The 14,760-nt window shown below is 57.8% G+C and carries 10 protein-coding genes and 2 tRNA genes; 4 read left to right on the top strand and 8 right to left on the bottom strand.

Annotated elements, in window-relative coordinates:
* The first annotated feature begins 65 nt into the window (after nucleotides 1-65).
* Both gloB and HDE80_RS06930 read left to right on the top strand, forming a co-directional pair.
* Nucleotides 66-827 (top strand): hydroxyacylglutathione hydrolase, encoded by a 762-nt coding sequence (gene gloB, locus HDE80_RS06935; protein ID WP_184669212.1) that lies wholly within the window; start codon nucleotides 66-68, stop codon nucleotides 825-827.
* A gap of 212 nt (nucleotides 828-1,039) precedes the next feature.
* Complete coding sequence (locus HDE80_RS06930; RefSeq protein ID WP_184669210.1) at nucleotides 1,040-2,050, top strand: LysM peptidoglycan-binding domain-containing protein; 1,011 nt, start codon at nucleotides 1,040-1,042, stop codon at nucleotides 2,048-2,050.
* 84 nt (nucleotides 2,051-2,134) lie between these two features.
* On the opposite strand, the gene HDE80_RS06925 is transcribed toward HDE80_RS06930, so the two are convergent.
* The 8 genes from HDE80_RS06925 to tig all read right to left on the bottom strand — a co-directional run bounded on the left by HDE80_RS06925 (nucleotide 2,135) and on the right by tig (nucleotide 11,074).
* Complete coding sequence (locus HDE80_RS06925; RefSeq protein ID WP_184669202.1) at nucleotides 2,135-4,060, bottom strand: SurA N-terminal domain-containing protein; 1,926 nt, start codon at nucleotides 4,058-4,060, stop codon at nucleotides 2,135-2,137.
* Nucleotides 4,061-4,217: 157 nt separating this feature from the next.
* Nucleotides 4,218-4,294, bottom strand: a tRNA-Asp gene (locus HDE80_RS06920).
* Between the two features lie 9 nt (nucleotides 4,295-4,303).
* Nucleotides 4,304-4,378: transfer RNA gene (locus HDE80_RS06915), tRNA-Val, on the bottom strand.
* A 16-nt stretch (nucleotides 4,379-4,394) separates the two neighbouring features.
* Entirely contained in the window at nucleotides 4,395-4,667 is a 273-nt protein-coding gene (locus HDE80_RS06910; protein WP_184602443.1) for an HU family DNA-binding protein, read from the bottom strand.
* A gap of 367 nt (nucleotides 4,668-5,034) precedes the next feature.
* Nucleotides 5,035-7,527, bottom strand: a complete 2,493-nt coding sequence (gene lon / locus HDE80_RS06905; RefSeq protein ID WP_184669200.1) for an endopeptidase La — start codon at nucleotides 7,525-7,527, stop codon at nucleotides 5,035-5,037.
* A gap of 187 nt (nucleotides 7,528-7,714) precedes the next feature.
* Complete coding sequence (gene clpX, locus HDE80_RS06900; protein ID WP_184602445.1) at nucleotides 7,715-9,007, bottom strand: ATP-dependent Clp protease ATP-binding subunit ClpX; 1,293 nt, start codon at nucleotides 9,005-9,007, stop codon at nucleotides 7,715-7,717.
* Nucleotides 9,008-9,116: 109 nt separating this feature from the next.
* On the bottom strand, nucleotides 9,117-9,740 hold the full coding sequence (clpP, locus tag HDE80_RS06895; protein WP_304625077.1) for an ATP-dependent Clp endopeptidase proteolytic subunit ClpP: 624 nt from the start codon (nucleotides 9,738-9,740) through the stop codon (nucleotides 9,117-9,119).
* Nucleotides 9,741-9,781: 41 nt separating this feature from the next.
* On the bottom strand, nucleotides 9,782-11,074 hold the full coding sequence (gene tig, locus HDE80_RS06890; protein ID WP_184669197.1) for a trigger factor: 1,293 nt from the start codon (nucleotides 11,072-11,074) through the stop codon (nucleotides 9,782-9,784).
* 408 nt (nucleotides 11,075-11,482) lie between these two features.
* Here tig and HDE80_RS06885 point away from each other — a divergent pair, with 408 nt between their 5' ends.
* Together HDE80_RS06885 and HDE80_RS06880 are read left to right on the top strand one after the other, a co-directional pair.
* A complete protein-coding gene (locus HDE80_RS06885) occupies nucleotides 11,483-12,253 on the top strand; it encodes a KilA-N domain-containing protein (protein ID WP_184669193.1) in 771 nt (256 codons plus the stop codon).
* A 70-nt stretch (nucleotides 12,254-12,323) separates the two neighbouring features.
* Nucleotides 12,324-14,744, top strand: coding sequence for a DNA-directed RNA polymerase (locus HDE80_RS06880; RefSeq protein ID WP_184669183.1), 2,421 nt, complete (start codon nucleotides 12,324-12,326; stop codon nucleotides 14,742-14,744).
* The last annotated feature ends 16 nt before the right edge of the window (nucleotides 14,745-14,760 follow it).

Here is a 14,760-nt window from a genome sequence, read left to right as displayed (position 1 = left end):
CATCGTAACCGACCCGCTTCAATCGCCGAGTCGTCACGCAGTCGATCAATAGTCCGGAGATCGTGGTGCACCTGATACCTTTGCCGGCACTCGCCGATAACTACATCTGGCTGATCCATGATGACGACGGAATGGCCATCGTTGTTGATCCCGGTGAAGCCTCGGTTGTCGAACATGCCCTGGCGACCCGGCAGCTCAAGCTGCGGGCCATCCTGCTGACGCATCACCATCCCGACCATATAGGCGGTGTCGCCGAATTGCGTCGGCAACATGACGTTCCGGTCTACGCGCCTGTTGATGAACGCATCATCGAAACGACCGAACAAGTCGAAGACGGTGATCGCATCGAGCTTTCATCACCGCAACTGCATTTTGAGGTGATCGCCATCCCTGGCCACACGCTCAGCCACGTGGCGTACTTCGGGGCTGGCCTGCTGCTCTGCGGCGACACTTTGTTCAGTATGGGCTGCGGCCGGATGTTCGAAGGCACGCCCAAACAGATGCTCGATTCATTGGATCGCCTGTCGGCATTGCCTGGTGAAACCGAGGTCTGTGGCGGACATGAATATACCGAGACCAACGGGCGGTTTGCCGTCACCATCGAACCGCAGAATCCCGAGTTGCACAAACGCCTGCAGGAAGTTGCAGTGCTGCGTGTCGAGGGTAAACCGACATTGCCGATTTCGCTTGCTATGGAACGAGCCACCAACCCGTTTCTGCGTGTTGATAGCGAGGCAGTGACAAACTGGTGTGACCAGCGAGGTGTCGGCGGTGATCGTATTGCCCGCTTCGCAGCATTGCGTGGCGCCAAGGACGCGTTCCGGTGACGGTAACAAACAGATCGCTGCGACCGCTATTGCCAGCGCTATCGATGCTGCTGACCGCATGTGTCGGCGTGCCCTCCCCAAGTCTACGCCAGCCAGCCATTCAGAAGCCGGCTATCAAGATCCCCCAGGCGACTGCGCAGCCGGTTACGTCACCCCCAGTAATCGCTCCTCAGGTCGTCGACTTCTGGCAGCAAATGCGGGGCAGCTTCGCGATGAGCGATTGCGATGCCGATCCTTCCATCTTGACCTGGGCGGAGCGCTATACCAAAAATCCCGAGCGTTTCGAAGATCAATTGCGAGAAGCGATGCCGCAATTGACCTATGTACGAGAGGTGGCCGCGCACTATGACGTCGCCGGCGAATTCGTGCTGCTGCCGTGGATCGAGAGTGGCTTTCAGTCATTGCCGGGGCGTAAGAACCGGCCGGCCGGCATGTGGCAGATCATGCCGCTTACGGCCAACAGGATGGGATTGCGTGTCGACGGCCGCTACGACGCACGTCTTGACGTCGATGCATCGGCCAACGCGGTAATGAAAATGCTCAGGCAATACCACGACAAATTCGACGACTGGCGTGTGGTCGATTACGCGTACAACACCGGCGAATTCAACGTCGCCAAATTGGTGGAGAGATTTGGCACGCCTCCCGCTGAACCCGTGATACCGCATTTGCCCGTAAAAAACGTGACGAGAGAACATTTGACCCGGATGCTGGCCATGGCTTGCGTGGTACGTGAGCCGGGTCGTTTCAATGTCACCCTGCCCACCATATCCGATGAACAACATCTGGTGCAGGTCAGTATCTCCCACTCCATGCCGATCGCTCAGGCTGCTGGCCAGGCAGGTGTTCCGGTGAGTACGCTGAAAAACCTCAACGCGGCGTTTCGTGGCAACACGATGGATGCCGGCGCCGTTTCGTATCTGATGCTGCCGGCTAACCATGCCCAGCAATTTCGCGATTCATTGGTGCAGCAACCCAGTACTGCGACAACCGCTGGCCAACCTCTGAATTCCACGGACAACAGCGACGATCAGCCAAAGCAAACAAATTCCTCAGCGTCATCAGCCGCGCGCGGGAAAACCCACACCGTTAAAAGTGGCGAAAGCCTTTGGCAAATCGCGCGGCGCTATTCGGTAAGCAGCAAGAAGCTGCAGCAGTGGAACCATCTGCATGGGCAAGCGCTCAAGCCGGGACAGGTACTCAAGGTGAGCGGCTCCGATTGAGCCTGCGTAAATAACGAAAAAGGGGCAGCCGTAGCTGCCCCTTTTTATTTCGCGATGACAACTTCATCGCCGCATGTCAAAGACCTACATCTGCGCTTTGTTGATCTGGATCTTGGTTTTCGCTCTCAGCTGATCAATCAGTTCACGCGTTGCTTCGGCACCGTAAGCCTGAGCCATCTGTTGACGCAGCGCATCGTGTTCTTCCGGCGGGATCTTGGACAAATCACCGTCCTGCACTTTATCCACGGCCAGCAGCGCGAAGGTTCCGTCCTGCATATCCACTGCAGCGTACTGCGACTTGCCCGCCGCCGGATGCGGCATCAGGAAAGCCTGCTTGAGCAAGGGCGCTGGCGTCGGGGTTACAGGGGCTTGCGGCGACTGAGTCCGAACTGCTTCAGCCACGGTCTTGATCGTGGCGTGGACCGACGTGGCAACCGTCTGCATCGCATCACCCTTGTTCAGACTTGAGACCATGTCGTCTGCCTGCTTCTTTTCGGCAGCTACCGTGCGCTCGTCGAGAATTTTTTTCCGTATGTCAGCGCGTACCTCAGCCAGCGGACGCAGTGCGGCAGGCACGTGTTTGTCGACATGCAGCACCACCGAATGGTCGTTGCCAAGATCGATCAGGCCAGAGTTATTGCCCTGAACAAGCACATCGTCGCCAAACGCCGCAGCGACAAACTTGGGATTTGCTGTCAGCGCATCGCTGCCACCCTGGCGCGAAAACAAGGCCGTCGTCTTGATCGGAAGACTCAGCGCAGCTGCCGCCGGCTCAAGTGAAGATGGATTCTGATAGGTATTGTCGGAGAGCTTGCCAGCGACCTCGTTGTACTTGCGATCCTTGCCGCCGGCCGACAGTTCCTTGACCAGCTGATCGCGCACTTCGTTGAATGGTTTGGACTCGCCGCTGCGAAGATCCCGCAAAAAGATGATGTGATAACCATCGGGCGACAGCACCGGCTTGGATATCTGGTTTTTCTGCAGGGCAAACATCGCCGCTTCGAACGGTGCATTGGTCACACCCTTCTGCAACCAACCCAGGTCGCCGCCCTGGATTTTGGAGCCCAGATCTTCGGAATCCTGCTTGGCCAGGCTGGCGAAGTTGTCAGGGGTTGCCTGGGCCGCGATTTTCTCGGCCTTGGCCAGTGCAGCCTTCTGCTGATCCGGCGTGGCATTGGCCGGCACGTTGATCAGGATGTGCGAAACGAGGCGCTGTTCCGGCTGCACGAAACGCTGCTTTTCATCTTCATAACGTTTCTTGAGGTCATCGTCGCTGGGCGCTGCATCCAGCTTGAGGTCGGCACCGTTGACTTCGAGATACTTCACCGAGACCTGCTCGGGATTCATGTAATCGGCTTGATGCGCCTTGTAATAAGTGTCGATCTGCGCGTCGGTGACCTGATCGTCGGCCAACTGGGGCCGCGGCAAGACGAAGTAACGCAGGTCGCGACGTTGGCTGATCAAGCTCAGGAACCGGTCCGTAGTGGTGTCGGTAATGATCGTGCTGTCGTTGATCGCATCGGGAATCAGCTGACTGGCCAGCGACGAACGGATGTCGCTCTCGAAACTATCCGGCGTCTTGCGCTGGCTTTCAAGGTAAGTGCGGTAGGTGGTCGGATCAAACTCATTATTGAGCTGGAAAGCCGGAACTGTCGCGATGTAATCGCGCACGGCCTGATCGGATACCCGCATGCCCCAGTCGTCGTTGGCCTGCAGCAGAAGCTGCTGGTCAACCATGGCGTCGAGAATCTGCTGCTTGGCTTCCGGCTTTTCGAAAACGCTGGAGTCGAAATGGTCGCCCTGCTCCTCGCTGGCCTGCTGACGCAGCTGATTTACGCGCGTCTGGAAATCATTCTGGGAGATTTCATGCTTGCCGACCTTGGCGACAAACGTGTCGTTGTGTGAGGTGAAATAACTTTCCATACCGAACAGCGACATCGCCAAAACGCAAATACCCAGAAGAATGACCGATGGCCACCCATGCATCTTGTTACGTATTGCCTGCAGCATTGGAATCTTCCCGCAACGTGATTGATGGCGCGTAAAACGGGTGACTCACGAGTAGCGCAAAAACCGCCGCAAGCGACCGCTACTGATTACTGCACCCCAACAACAAACGCGCACTGCTAAAAAAACAAAGGCGCCACAGGGGCGCCCTTGCGAACTGTGGCGGAGCGGACGGGACTCGAACCCGCGACCTCCGGCGTGACAGGCCAGCATTCTAACCAACTGAACTACCGCTCCACATTTTTCTGGTGGGTGCTGTAGGGATCGAACCTACGACCACCGCCTTGTAAGGGCGACGCTCTACCGCTGAGCTAAGCACCCAAAACCAAGCAGCCGCTTAGTTTAGGGCATCCTTGAGGGTCTTGCCAGCCTTGAAAGCGGGTACTTTCGAAGCCTTGATCTTGATCGCTTCGTTAGTACGCGGATTGCGGCCAGTACGTGCTGCGCGCTTGCGCACAGTGAAGGTGCCAAAACCAACCACCGAAACGTCCTCGCCCTTCTTCAACGACTTCTGCACGGTCGCAAAGAAAGCCTCGAGTGCGCGGCCGGCGTCGGCCTTGGTCAACTCGGCGGTTTCGGCGATGGCATTGATCAGATCAGTTTTATTCATTGAGAAACTCCCTTGATTCGGTTTACGGCCGGCGTAAATTAGTTGTGGTAAGAAATGGTGCCGGCACGGATGGTTAACTCTTTACTCTTGCTAGGCGCCGTTACGCAATCCCGCATCACTGCGCTCACAGGTCACGCCGGGATTGCGGTAACGCCTTTATACCAGTGCGTTGCCAGACTCCGCAACACAAGCTGCACCAACGTTTTTGGCCTGTACACACTTGACAAAATCGGTTGCGAAACAAACGCCGAGGAGCCAAGTCCAAACTTTGCTCAGGAATAACCGATATCTACAAAAAAATGCTCCACGAATGCGGAGCATTTCTTCAAATCAGTCTGATCCCATCGCAGCCATCAACACGGGGGAATCAGTGCGTACGTGAATGCACCTCGGGTGGCTCACCGACAGCCGCAGCAGGCGCCTCCTCCTTGGCCTGATTCGGTTGAAGCGGACGTTCCAGCGCAATATCCAACACCTCGTCAATCCAGCGTACCGGATGAATCTCCAGCGAGGAAGTGATGTTGGCCGGCATGTCCGCCAGATCTTTCTTGTTGTCCTCCGGAATGATGACCGTCGTGATGCCGCCACGATGAGCCGCAAGCAGCTTCTCCTTGAGGCCACCAATGGGCAGCACGCGGCCACGCAGAGTGATTTCACCCGTCATCGCCACTTCCGAACGCACCGGCACCTTGGTCAGCACCGAGACGAGTGCCGTGCACATGGCAATACCCGCACTCGGACCATCTTTCGGCGTCGCGCCCTCCGGCACGTGGATATGTACATCGAGCTTCTGATGGAACTCCGGGTCGATACCAAGCTGATCGGCGCGCGCCCGCACAACGGACAAGGCCGCTTGAATCGATTCCTTCATGACATCGCCCAGCTGACCGGTATGGACAAGCCGACCTTTGCCGGGGACAACCGATGCTTCGATGCTCAGCAGCTCGCCGCCGACCTGTGTCCATGCAAGCCCGGTGACGAGGCCGACTTCGTTCTGCAATTCCTTCCGGCCAAAGTCAAAGCGGCGCACGCCAAGGTAATGCTCAAGATTGCCTGAATCGACCTTGACCTTTCCAGGAGCCTTGGCTTTCTTAGAGTTAGCAACTGCCTTCTTGATCTGACCTTGAGTGGCCAGTTCCTTGACCTTCGATCTCTTGACCTCGCCCAGCGTCAACTCCTTGACCACCTTGCGGCAGATCTTGGATATCTCTCGCTCAAGATTACGTACACCCGACTCGCGCGTGTAGTAGCGCACGATGTCGCGCAACGCTTCTCCGTTGACACTGAGTTCCTCTGGCTTCAGACCGTTGGCCTTGAGCTGTTTTGGCAGCAGGTATTTCAGCGCGATGCCCAGCTTCTCGTCCTCGGTATATCCCGGAATGCGGATCACTTCCATGCGATCGAGCAATGGGCCGGGAATGTTCAGCGAATTGGCCGTGGCGATCCACATCACTTCGGAAAGATCGAGATCGACCTCAAGGTAATGATCGTTGAACGCATGGTTCTGTTCCGGATCGAGCACTTCAAGCAGGGCCGATGACGGATCGCCACGGAAGTCCATCGACATCTTGTCGATCTCATCCAGCACGAACAGCGGATTCTTGGCACCCACTTTATTGATGTTCTGCACAATACGGCCCGGCATCGAACCGATGTAGGTACGACGATGCCCGCGAATTTCGGCCTCATCGCGTACGCCACCCAAGCTCATGCGGACAAATTTGCGGTTGGTCGCCTTGGCGATCGACTGTCCGAGTGATGTTTTACCCACACCCGGCGGACCGACCAAACAGAGGATCGGCCCCTTCATCACCGTTACACGTTGCTGCACGGCAAGGTATTCAAGGATGCGATCCTTGACCTTTTCGAGCCCGAAGTGATCGGCGTCCAGCACCTCTTGCGCCATTTGCAGATCTTTTCGAACCTTGCTGCGTTTTTTCCACGGCACGCCAACCAGCCAGTCCAGATAATTGCGCACCACGGTGGCTTCAGCCGACATCGGCGACATCTGCTTGAGCTTGTTGAATTCCTGTTTGGCCTTGGACAGCACAGCCTTGGGCATGCCGGCAGCATCAATTTTCTTCTGAAGCTCCTCGACTTCGTTGGTACCGTCCTCGCTGTCGCCGAGCTCTTTCTGGATCGCCTTCATCTGTTCGTTGAGGTAATACTCGCGCTGGCTCTTTTCCATCTGCGACTTGACCCGACCGCGGATGCGTTTCTCGACCTGCTGCAGGTCCATCTCGCCATCGACCAGCCCAATCAGCAATTCCAGGCGTTCGCCAACGTCGGTGGTTTCCAGCACCTTCTGCTTGTCAGCCATGCGCACGGAAAGATGTGCCGCAATGGAATCGGCAACACGCGACGGATCGTCAATTCCCGACAGGCTGGCGAGCACTTCAGGCGGCAACTTGCGGCTTTGTTTGACCAGCTGCTCAAACAGCGAGATCAATGTGCGTGAAACCACATCGAGCTCGCGCTCCTTGGCGTTGTAAACCGGCTCGATGACACGGGAACGGGCGGTAAGCATGCCGCCGTCCTCGCGAAAATCCTCGACCGCGACGCGTGACTGGCCTTCGACCAGCACCTTGACGGTGCCATCGGGCAGTTTGAGTAGCTGCAACACGCCGGCCAGCGTCCCGATCTGATGCAGGTCAGATATCTCCGGATCATCGATATCCGGACTCTTCTGCGCCACCAGCAAAATCTGCCGCTCGCCTTCCATCGCACGCTCCAGCGCACGCATGGATTTGTCGCGCCCAACAAACAATGGAATGACCATGTGCGGATAAACCACGACATCTCGCAATGGCAGTACCGGCAGCGCATCCATCAGCACGGAGGGTAAGGTGTTCTTGGCCATCGAAGAGGGTTCCCTCAGAAAGTCGAATCTAGGTTCGCCCCGACACTGCGCCGGGTGCATCTGTTATTCAAATGGAGGCCAACCGGCTTCCACTCAAGGTGTCACTGTTGCGTAAAACAAAACGGCTCCGGTGATTCACCGGAGCCGTTTTTAGTGCCCGCCTGCGCGCAGTGTATGGCTGAATGAATCAGGCAGCGTCGCTGCCCTCTCCCGCCACGCGTTGCTGCAGGTTGCCACGATAGATCAGGTACGGCTCGGCCTGACCATTGATCACAGCATCATCCACAACGACCTTGCTCACATGCTCGAGCGATGGCAGCTCATACATGGTATCCAGGAGCACCTGCTCGAGAATGGTGCGCAGGCCGCGGGCACCGGTCTTGCGCTTGAGCGCCTTGCGGGCGATCGCCTGCAGCGCTTCCGGCCGGAACTCCAGTTCCACCTCTTCCATCTCGAACAGCTTCTTGAACTGTTTGGTGACGGCATTCTTCGGCTCGGTGAGAATCTTCACCAGCGCAGGCTCATCCAGTTCGTCAAGCGTCGCCACCACCGGCAAACGACCGACAAACTCCGGGATCAGGCCGAAACGCACCAGATCGGCGGGTTCCACGTCGGACAACGTCTTGCCCAGATTCTCCGTGCGCTCCTTGCTGCGCACTTCGGCCGAAAAACCGATACCCGTGTTCTCCGAGCGTTGCTGAATAACCTTTTCAAGCCCGGCAAACGCGCCACCGCAAATGAACAGGATATTTTTGGTGTCGACCTGCAGGAATTCCTGCTGCGGATGCTTGCGGCCACCCTGCGGTGGCACCGAAGCGAGTGTGCCCTCGATCAGCTTCAGCAATGCCTGCTGCACACCTTCGCCGGAAACATCCCGGGTGATCGACGGGTTTTCGCTCTTGCGCGAGATCTTGTCGATTTCGTCGATATACACAATGCCCGACTGCGCCTTCTCGACATCGTAATCGCACTTTTGCAACAACTTCTGGATGATGTTCTCGACATCCTCGCCAACATAACCCGCCTCGGTGAGCGTGGTGGCATCGGCGATTGTGAACGGCACATTGAGCAGGCGCGCAAGCGTTTCAGCCAGCAGCGTCTTGCCCGAACCGGTCGGACCGATCAACAGAATATTGGATTTACCGAGCTCGATGTCGTCGCTCTTCTGACGCGACTCGATTCGCTTGTAATGATTGTAGACCGCGACAGCGAGCGCTTTCTTTGCACGCGTCTGACCAACCACGTACTGATCCAGTGACTCGCGAATTTCGCGCGGCTTGGGCAACTGGGTACGGCCGGATGCAGCCTTTTCTTCCAGTTCCTCGCGGATGATGTCGTTGCAAAGCTCCACGCACTCGTCGCAGATGAACACGGATGGACCCGCGATCAGCTTGCGCACTTCGTGCTGACTTTTGCCACAGAAGGAGCAATAGAGAATCTTGCCACTATCGCTGGAACGGCCCTGCCGATCGTCACTCATACTTTCGATCCCGCTGGTAAATCTGGATGCGTCTTGAGAATAACACAGCGTTTCGCATCTGCATTCAGATACGAAACGCTAATAAAGACACCTAGGTACAGCGTGGAAATCAGGCCGATTTGACCGTCTCGCCGGCGCGCTTGCCGAGCACTTCATCGATCAGACCGTAAGTCTTGGCATCGACGGCGTTCATGAACCGATCGCGCTCCATGTCCAATTCGATCTTCTCGATCGGCTGGCCGGTATGCTCGACATACAGCCGATTCAAACGCTCGCGGATGTAAAGAATCTCGCGTGCCTGAATCTCGATGTCAGTCGCCTGACCTTGCGCGCCACCCGACGGCTGGTGAATCATGATGCGTGAATTCGGCAACGCGTAGCGCTTGCCCTTGGCACCCGCCATCAGCAGGAACGAACCCATGCTGCACGCCTGACCGATGCACATCGTGCTGACGTTCGGCTTGATGAATTGCATCGTGTCATAGATCGCCAGACCCGCGGTAACCGCACCACCCGGGCTGTTGATATAGAACTGGATGTCCTTGTCCGGGTTTTCCGACTCAAGAAACAACATTTGCGCGACCAGCAGGTTGGCCACCTGGTCGTTGACTTCGCCGACCAGGAAAATCACTCGCTCCTTCAACAGGCGCGAGTAAATGTCGTAGGAGCGCTCGCCGCGTGCCGTCTGCTCGACGACCATCGGTATCAAATTGAGATTCTGGATCTGGTCCATAGCCATGCTTGCAGCTCTCCGTTGAATGGACCTAGTATGGCTCAGGCGTTAGCCGGACGCATCACGTCATCGAAACTCAGATCCTGCTGCGTAGTTTTAGCATGTTCTGCCACCCACTCCGCGACTTGGTCTTCCATCACTCGATTCTGCAGCCCAGACATCAATTGGGGGTCGCCGTTGTAGAGTTCAATGACTTTCTCGGGCTCTTCGTAGGTGGAGGCAATCGCGGCCAGCTGCTCGGCAATGCGCTTGCGGTCGATCACCAGCGACTGCTTGCGAGCGATTTCACCCATCAGCAGGCCCGCGATCACGCGCTTGTGCGCGATTGGCATGGCAGCTTCGATCAACTGCGGCGGCGGCTGCTGACCACGCGGAACGTTCCCGGCGGCCATGTTCTGCGCCTCAGACTGCACCATCAGCTTGGGCACATCCAGCTCGCCGTGCGTGTTGGCGAGCTTTTCCGCCACTTCGGACTTCAAACGCGCCATCAGTGCGGCCTTCAGCTCACGCTCGAGATTCGCGCGCACCTCCTTGCGGAAGACTTCCAGATCACCGTCCTCGATGCCGAACAACCGGGCGAATTCGCTATCGATCTCGGGCAGCTTCGGCTCCTGCACCTTGATGATCTTGAAGCTGACTTTTGCTGTCTTGCCAGCCAGTTCTTCATTGCGGAAATCATCCGGGAAGGCGATTTCGGTGTCGAAGCTGTCATCGGCCGTGCGAGTAAGCAAGGCGTCGTCCAGTGCCTTGAACAGGTTGCCCGAGCCCAACACGCTGCCGGCACGCTCCATGCCTTCCGCCGGGAAACGATAGTCGCCAGCCTGCGCGGAATACTCGAACATCACGAAATCACCCTCGGCCGATGCGCGCTCGACTTCATCGAAGCTACGACGCTGCTGGCGCAGGGTTTCCAGCATCTTGTCGATATCGGCGTCGGTCACCTCGGCGACGGGACGATTGATCTCCAGCCCGGACACGTCGATAGCCGGAAACTCGGGCATGACCTCGAAGGTGGCGGTATAGGCGATTTCGCCGTTCTCCGGCTGACCGGTCGTATTGATCGAGGGATTGGCGATCGGCTGCAGCTTTTCCTGCTCCACGGCTTCACGCAACGTGCTGCCGATCAGGTCGGAAAGAACCTCTCCACGCACCTGCGCGCCGAAGCGCTGCTTGATGACCGTGGTAGGCACCTTGCCCGGACGAAAGCCCTTGAGGCGAACCGTGCGACCCATTTCCGCGATACGTGCAGTCACCTGCGTCTCGAACCGCTCTGCGGGAAATTTCACCGTGAGCTTGCGCTCGAGCGTGCCGATGTTTTCAACCGAAACCTGCATGACGTCTCCTGGTACAACCTGATGTTATGGGCCTGCAACAGGCACCATGGCAGCCATTGCCGCCGGCAAAAAAAGAAAATCATCTGGCTTGGTGCGAAAGGGGGGACTCGAACCCCCACGATTATTAGTCGCCAGAACCTAAAAGCGATGCACCGAGACACAGATCAGCCACTTAGCTTATCAGGTGACGATTTCGCTGCCAATTGGCTGTCTTCGGCGCCTTTCAAGGTGCCATCGCCAGGTACCACAGGGGTAAAACAACCAGCCTAGGGGAGACGATCCAAGAGAGAGAACCTAAAGACTCTTTATGAGCACTTCTAGGGCACCAGTGTGTCCCTTCCCCGCCTTCAATTCCAGCCTCGGCGCCTCACGGTTCCGGGGCTTCTTTATGTGCCCAAGGAGACGACCATGAACCAGATCACCACCCACGCCACCGCTGCCAGCAGAACCGTTGCCATGATGATCCTCGCCACTCCGATCCGCAAAGATATGGAGGGGCGGTACTGCCTGAACGACCTTCACAAAGCTGCGGGGGAAGACAGGCGGCACCAGCCAGCCAACTACCTGCGGCTAGAAACAACAGCAGCACTCTCCACCGAGATTTCTAAATCCTCAGATGTGAGGATTAAGCCCATCGAGATGAGCAAGGGCCGCTACGGTGGTACCTATGTTCACGAGGACATAGTGATGGACTACGCAGCCTGGATCAGCCCCGCATTCAAGCTGGAAGTCTACCGTGGCTTCAAGGCATCCCGGCAAACAACCTCTGTGGGCGGCCAGATGGTCGTCCCATCTGAGGTCAACTACGTCCAGATGTTCCGCATGGCCCTTCAAGTGGCCGAGCGAAACGAGGTACTGGAGAAGCAGATTGAGGCAGAGCGTCCGTTGGTCGCTTACGCCGACGCAACAATGGCTGACGAACGCACCATCTGTATCCGGGAAGCCGGCAAGCAGTTCGGCTTCAGCGATCAGCGTCTGATGAAGTTCCTCATCGAGAAGAAGGTCCTATTCCGTCAGGGCAAGTCCGTCATGCCCTACCAGCGTTACATCGACGACGGGCAATTCACCACTAAGTCTCATGTGATCGCTAACGGCAACGTCCACCGCTGGCCGCACGTCACCGGCAAGGGGCTGCTGCTAATCGATCGGCTACGCCGACAGGCGCTCCTCGCCGCCTAAGCCACCAACAACTCATCGACCACCTCAAGGCCCCCTAACCGGGGCCTTTTTTCGTTTCTAGGAGACCCGCATGGATACCGTGCAGCACACCACGTCCCTCCGCGACAGACAGCTTGCCCTCGAAGAAGAATCCCTGACCCTTGGCATCGACCGCTATCAGAAAGAGCACGGTCGCCAAGACGAGGCAGACACCGGCCCCGGTCGTCGCCTGATTAACGACAGCATCCCCCCGCTCGCTGAAGCCATCGACACCTTCGTGGCTGAGGCTCGAAACGGTAAGCCCGGTAAAAAGCACACCTCTGTGCGCTGGGCTGAGAAGTTCCCATCCGCTGAGCTGGCCTACATCACAGTCCGACACTGCCTAAACGCGATCTCGAACAGAGACACCCGTGTGCAGGCGGTAGCCGAAACCATTGCCGCGACGATTGAGGACTCCATCAACTACTCGCGATTCCGCGAGGTCTCCCCTGGTCTATACAAGCACCTCCAAGGCGTCCTCAAAAAGAGCACGTCACAGCGCCACTCCCGCAACGTAATGGAAGCGGCAACCCGCAGAGTCGAGCTGGAACAGTTCGGATTCTCCGGCAATGACGGCATCCACTTCGGCATGAAGATGGTCGAGCTGTTCATTGAGTCCACCGGCTTTGCCGTCCTGTTCAATGATTCATCCCACGGCCGCGAGCGGGAGCGCATCCTCCTACGCGGCACCCAACAGGTTCTCGACTGGCTTGAGAACGCTCACGATGCGGCGGCCCACTTCAGCCCCATCCGCATGCCCATGCTGGTGCCCCCGAACCCCTGGGTTTCCTCCAAGGGTGGCGGCTACCTGACTGACGCTGGCGGCCTGGTGTCGCTGGTTCGCACACGGAACAAGTCCTACCTGCGCGAACTGGGCAACGTGGACATGCCGGCCGTGTATCAGTCGATCAACGCGATCCAGTCAACAGCTTGGAAGGTGAACACGTCCGTTCTCACTGTCATGCGAGACGCGTGGGACGCTGGCGGCGGTATCGCTGGCCTGCCCTGCCGTGACCTTATCGAGCTGCCGGGTCTCCCGTCGTTCGACATGGACACATATAAGGTAGAGCAACCCGAGGAGTTCAAGGCTTGGAAGCGCAAGCGCGCTGACATATATGAGGAGAACGCCCGCTCTACGTCACAGCGCGTCTCGGCAGCGCAGAAGATCGCCCTCGCCGCCCGCTTCGCACCCGAGGAGGCTATCTATTTCCCTCACTCCCTGGACTTCCGGGGCCGCGTCTATCCTGTACCAGGCACCCTGAATCCCCAGGGCGATGACCAGGCAAAGGCTCTGCTGACGTTCGCCAAGGGGAAACCCCTTGGCTCCAGTGGTGCCCGCTGGCTGGCGATTCACGTAGCCAACCTGTTCGGGGTGGACAAGGTGCCGTTCGCTGAGCGCATCCAGTGGGTGAATGATCACCAGGAGCAGATTCTCGACTCCGCTCTCCAGCCGCTCGACGGGCAACGCTTCTGGACTGAAGCCGATTCCCCGTGGTCGGCGCTGGCCGCCTGCTTCGAGTGGGCCGGCTATGTAATGACTGGCACAGAGTTCGTGTCGCACCTCCCCATCGCCCTCGACGGGTCATGCAATGGCCTGCAGAACTTCAGCGCCATGTTGCGCGATCCCGTGGGCGGCAAGGCAACCAACCTGATCCCGCAGGAGAAACCCGCTGACATCTATACGCAGGTAATGAAGGTGGCCGCCGAGCGCATTAAGAAGGAAGCCGAAGCCGGCGACCCGATGGCGGCTAGATGGGACGACCTGCTCACGAGAGACATCGTGAAGCGCCCGGTGATGACTCTGCCGTATGGCGTAACCAAAGCCGGTATGCGTGGGCAGCTCATGGAGAAGATGGGCAACGCCCGCGACAAGGGCGCTCACGAAGAAGCTTCATATCTCGCTGGCGTCCTGTGGGATGCCATCGGTCAGGTCGTGATCGCTGCACGCGTGGCGATGGACTGGCTGAAGTCGTCGGCGAAGGTTGCAGCGAAAGGCGACATGCCTGTGAGCTGGACGACGCCAGCCGGATTCCCGGTCCTTCAAGAGTACCGAGAATCACTTGGAACCCGCGTGGAGACTCACATCGGCGGTCGGTCGGTACGTATAACAACCAGCGTAGAAGGAACAAAACTCGATTCACGCAGACAGGCGCTCGGCATCTCGCCGAACTTCATCCACTCCTGTGACGCGGCTCACCTGATGCTCACCGTCTGCACCGCCCTTGAGAATGGCATTGCGGACTTCGCCATGATCCACGATTCATACGGTACCCACGCGGCGGACACCGACGTGCTGGCGGCCTCGCTGAGAGCTGCATTCAACGAGCAGTATTCCCGTGAAGTCCTCACCGACTTCCGCAACGAGCTGGCCGCTCAGCTTCCCGCTGAGGTAGCCATAGAACTTCCCGAGCTTCCGCCTAACGGCAACTTGGACCTCTCCCTGGTGGAGCAGTCCCTCTATTTCTTTGCCTAGACACTTGACACAAATC

It is taken from the genome of Rhodanobacter sp. A1T4 (genome assembly GCF_014207185.1).
Lineage (GTDB): Bacteria > Pseudomonadota > Gammaproteobacteria > Xanthomonadales > Rhodanobacteraceae > Rhodanobacter.
This window is presented reverse-complemented; position numbering and strand designations above follow the sequence as displayed.

Coding starts and splice junctions, on each gene's coding strand:
- HDE80_RS06930 (WP_184669210.1), top strand. CDS start 1,040: ATGAGCGATTGCGATGCCGATCCTTCCATCTTGACCTGGGCGGAGCGC.
- HDE80_RS06925 (WP_184669202.1), bottom strand. CDS start 4,060: ATGCTGCAGGCAATACGTAACAAGATGCATGGGTGGCCATCGGTCATT.
- HDE80_RS06910 (WP_184602443.1), bottom strand. CDS start 4,667: ATGAATAAAACTGATCTGATCAATGCCATCGCCGAAACCGCCGAGTTG.
- lon (WP_184669200.1), bottom strand. CDS start 7,527: ATGGCCAAGAACACCTTACCCTCCGTGCTGATGGATGCGCTGCCGGTA.
- clpX (WP_184602445.1), bottom strand. CDS start 9,007: ATGAGTGACGATCGGCAGGGCCGTTCCAGCGATAGTGGCAAGATTCTC.
- clpP (WP_304625077.1), bottom strand. CDS start 9,740: ATGGACCAGATCCAGAATCTCAATTTGATACCGATGGTCGTCGAGCAG.
- tig (WP_184669197.1), bottom strand. CDS start 11,074: ATGCAGGTTTCGGTTGAAAACATCGGCACGCTCGAGCGCAAGCTCACG.
- HDE80_RS06885 (WP_184669193.1), top strand. CDS start 11,483: ATGAACCAGATCACCACCCACGCCACCGCTGCCAGCAGAACCGTTGCC.
- HDE80_RS06880 (WP_184669183.1), top strand. CDS start 12,324: ATGGATACCGTGCAGCACACCACGTCCCTCCGCGACAGACAGCTTGCC.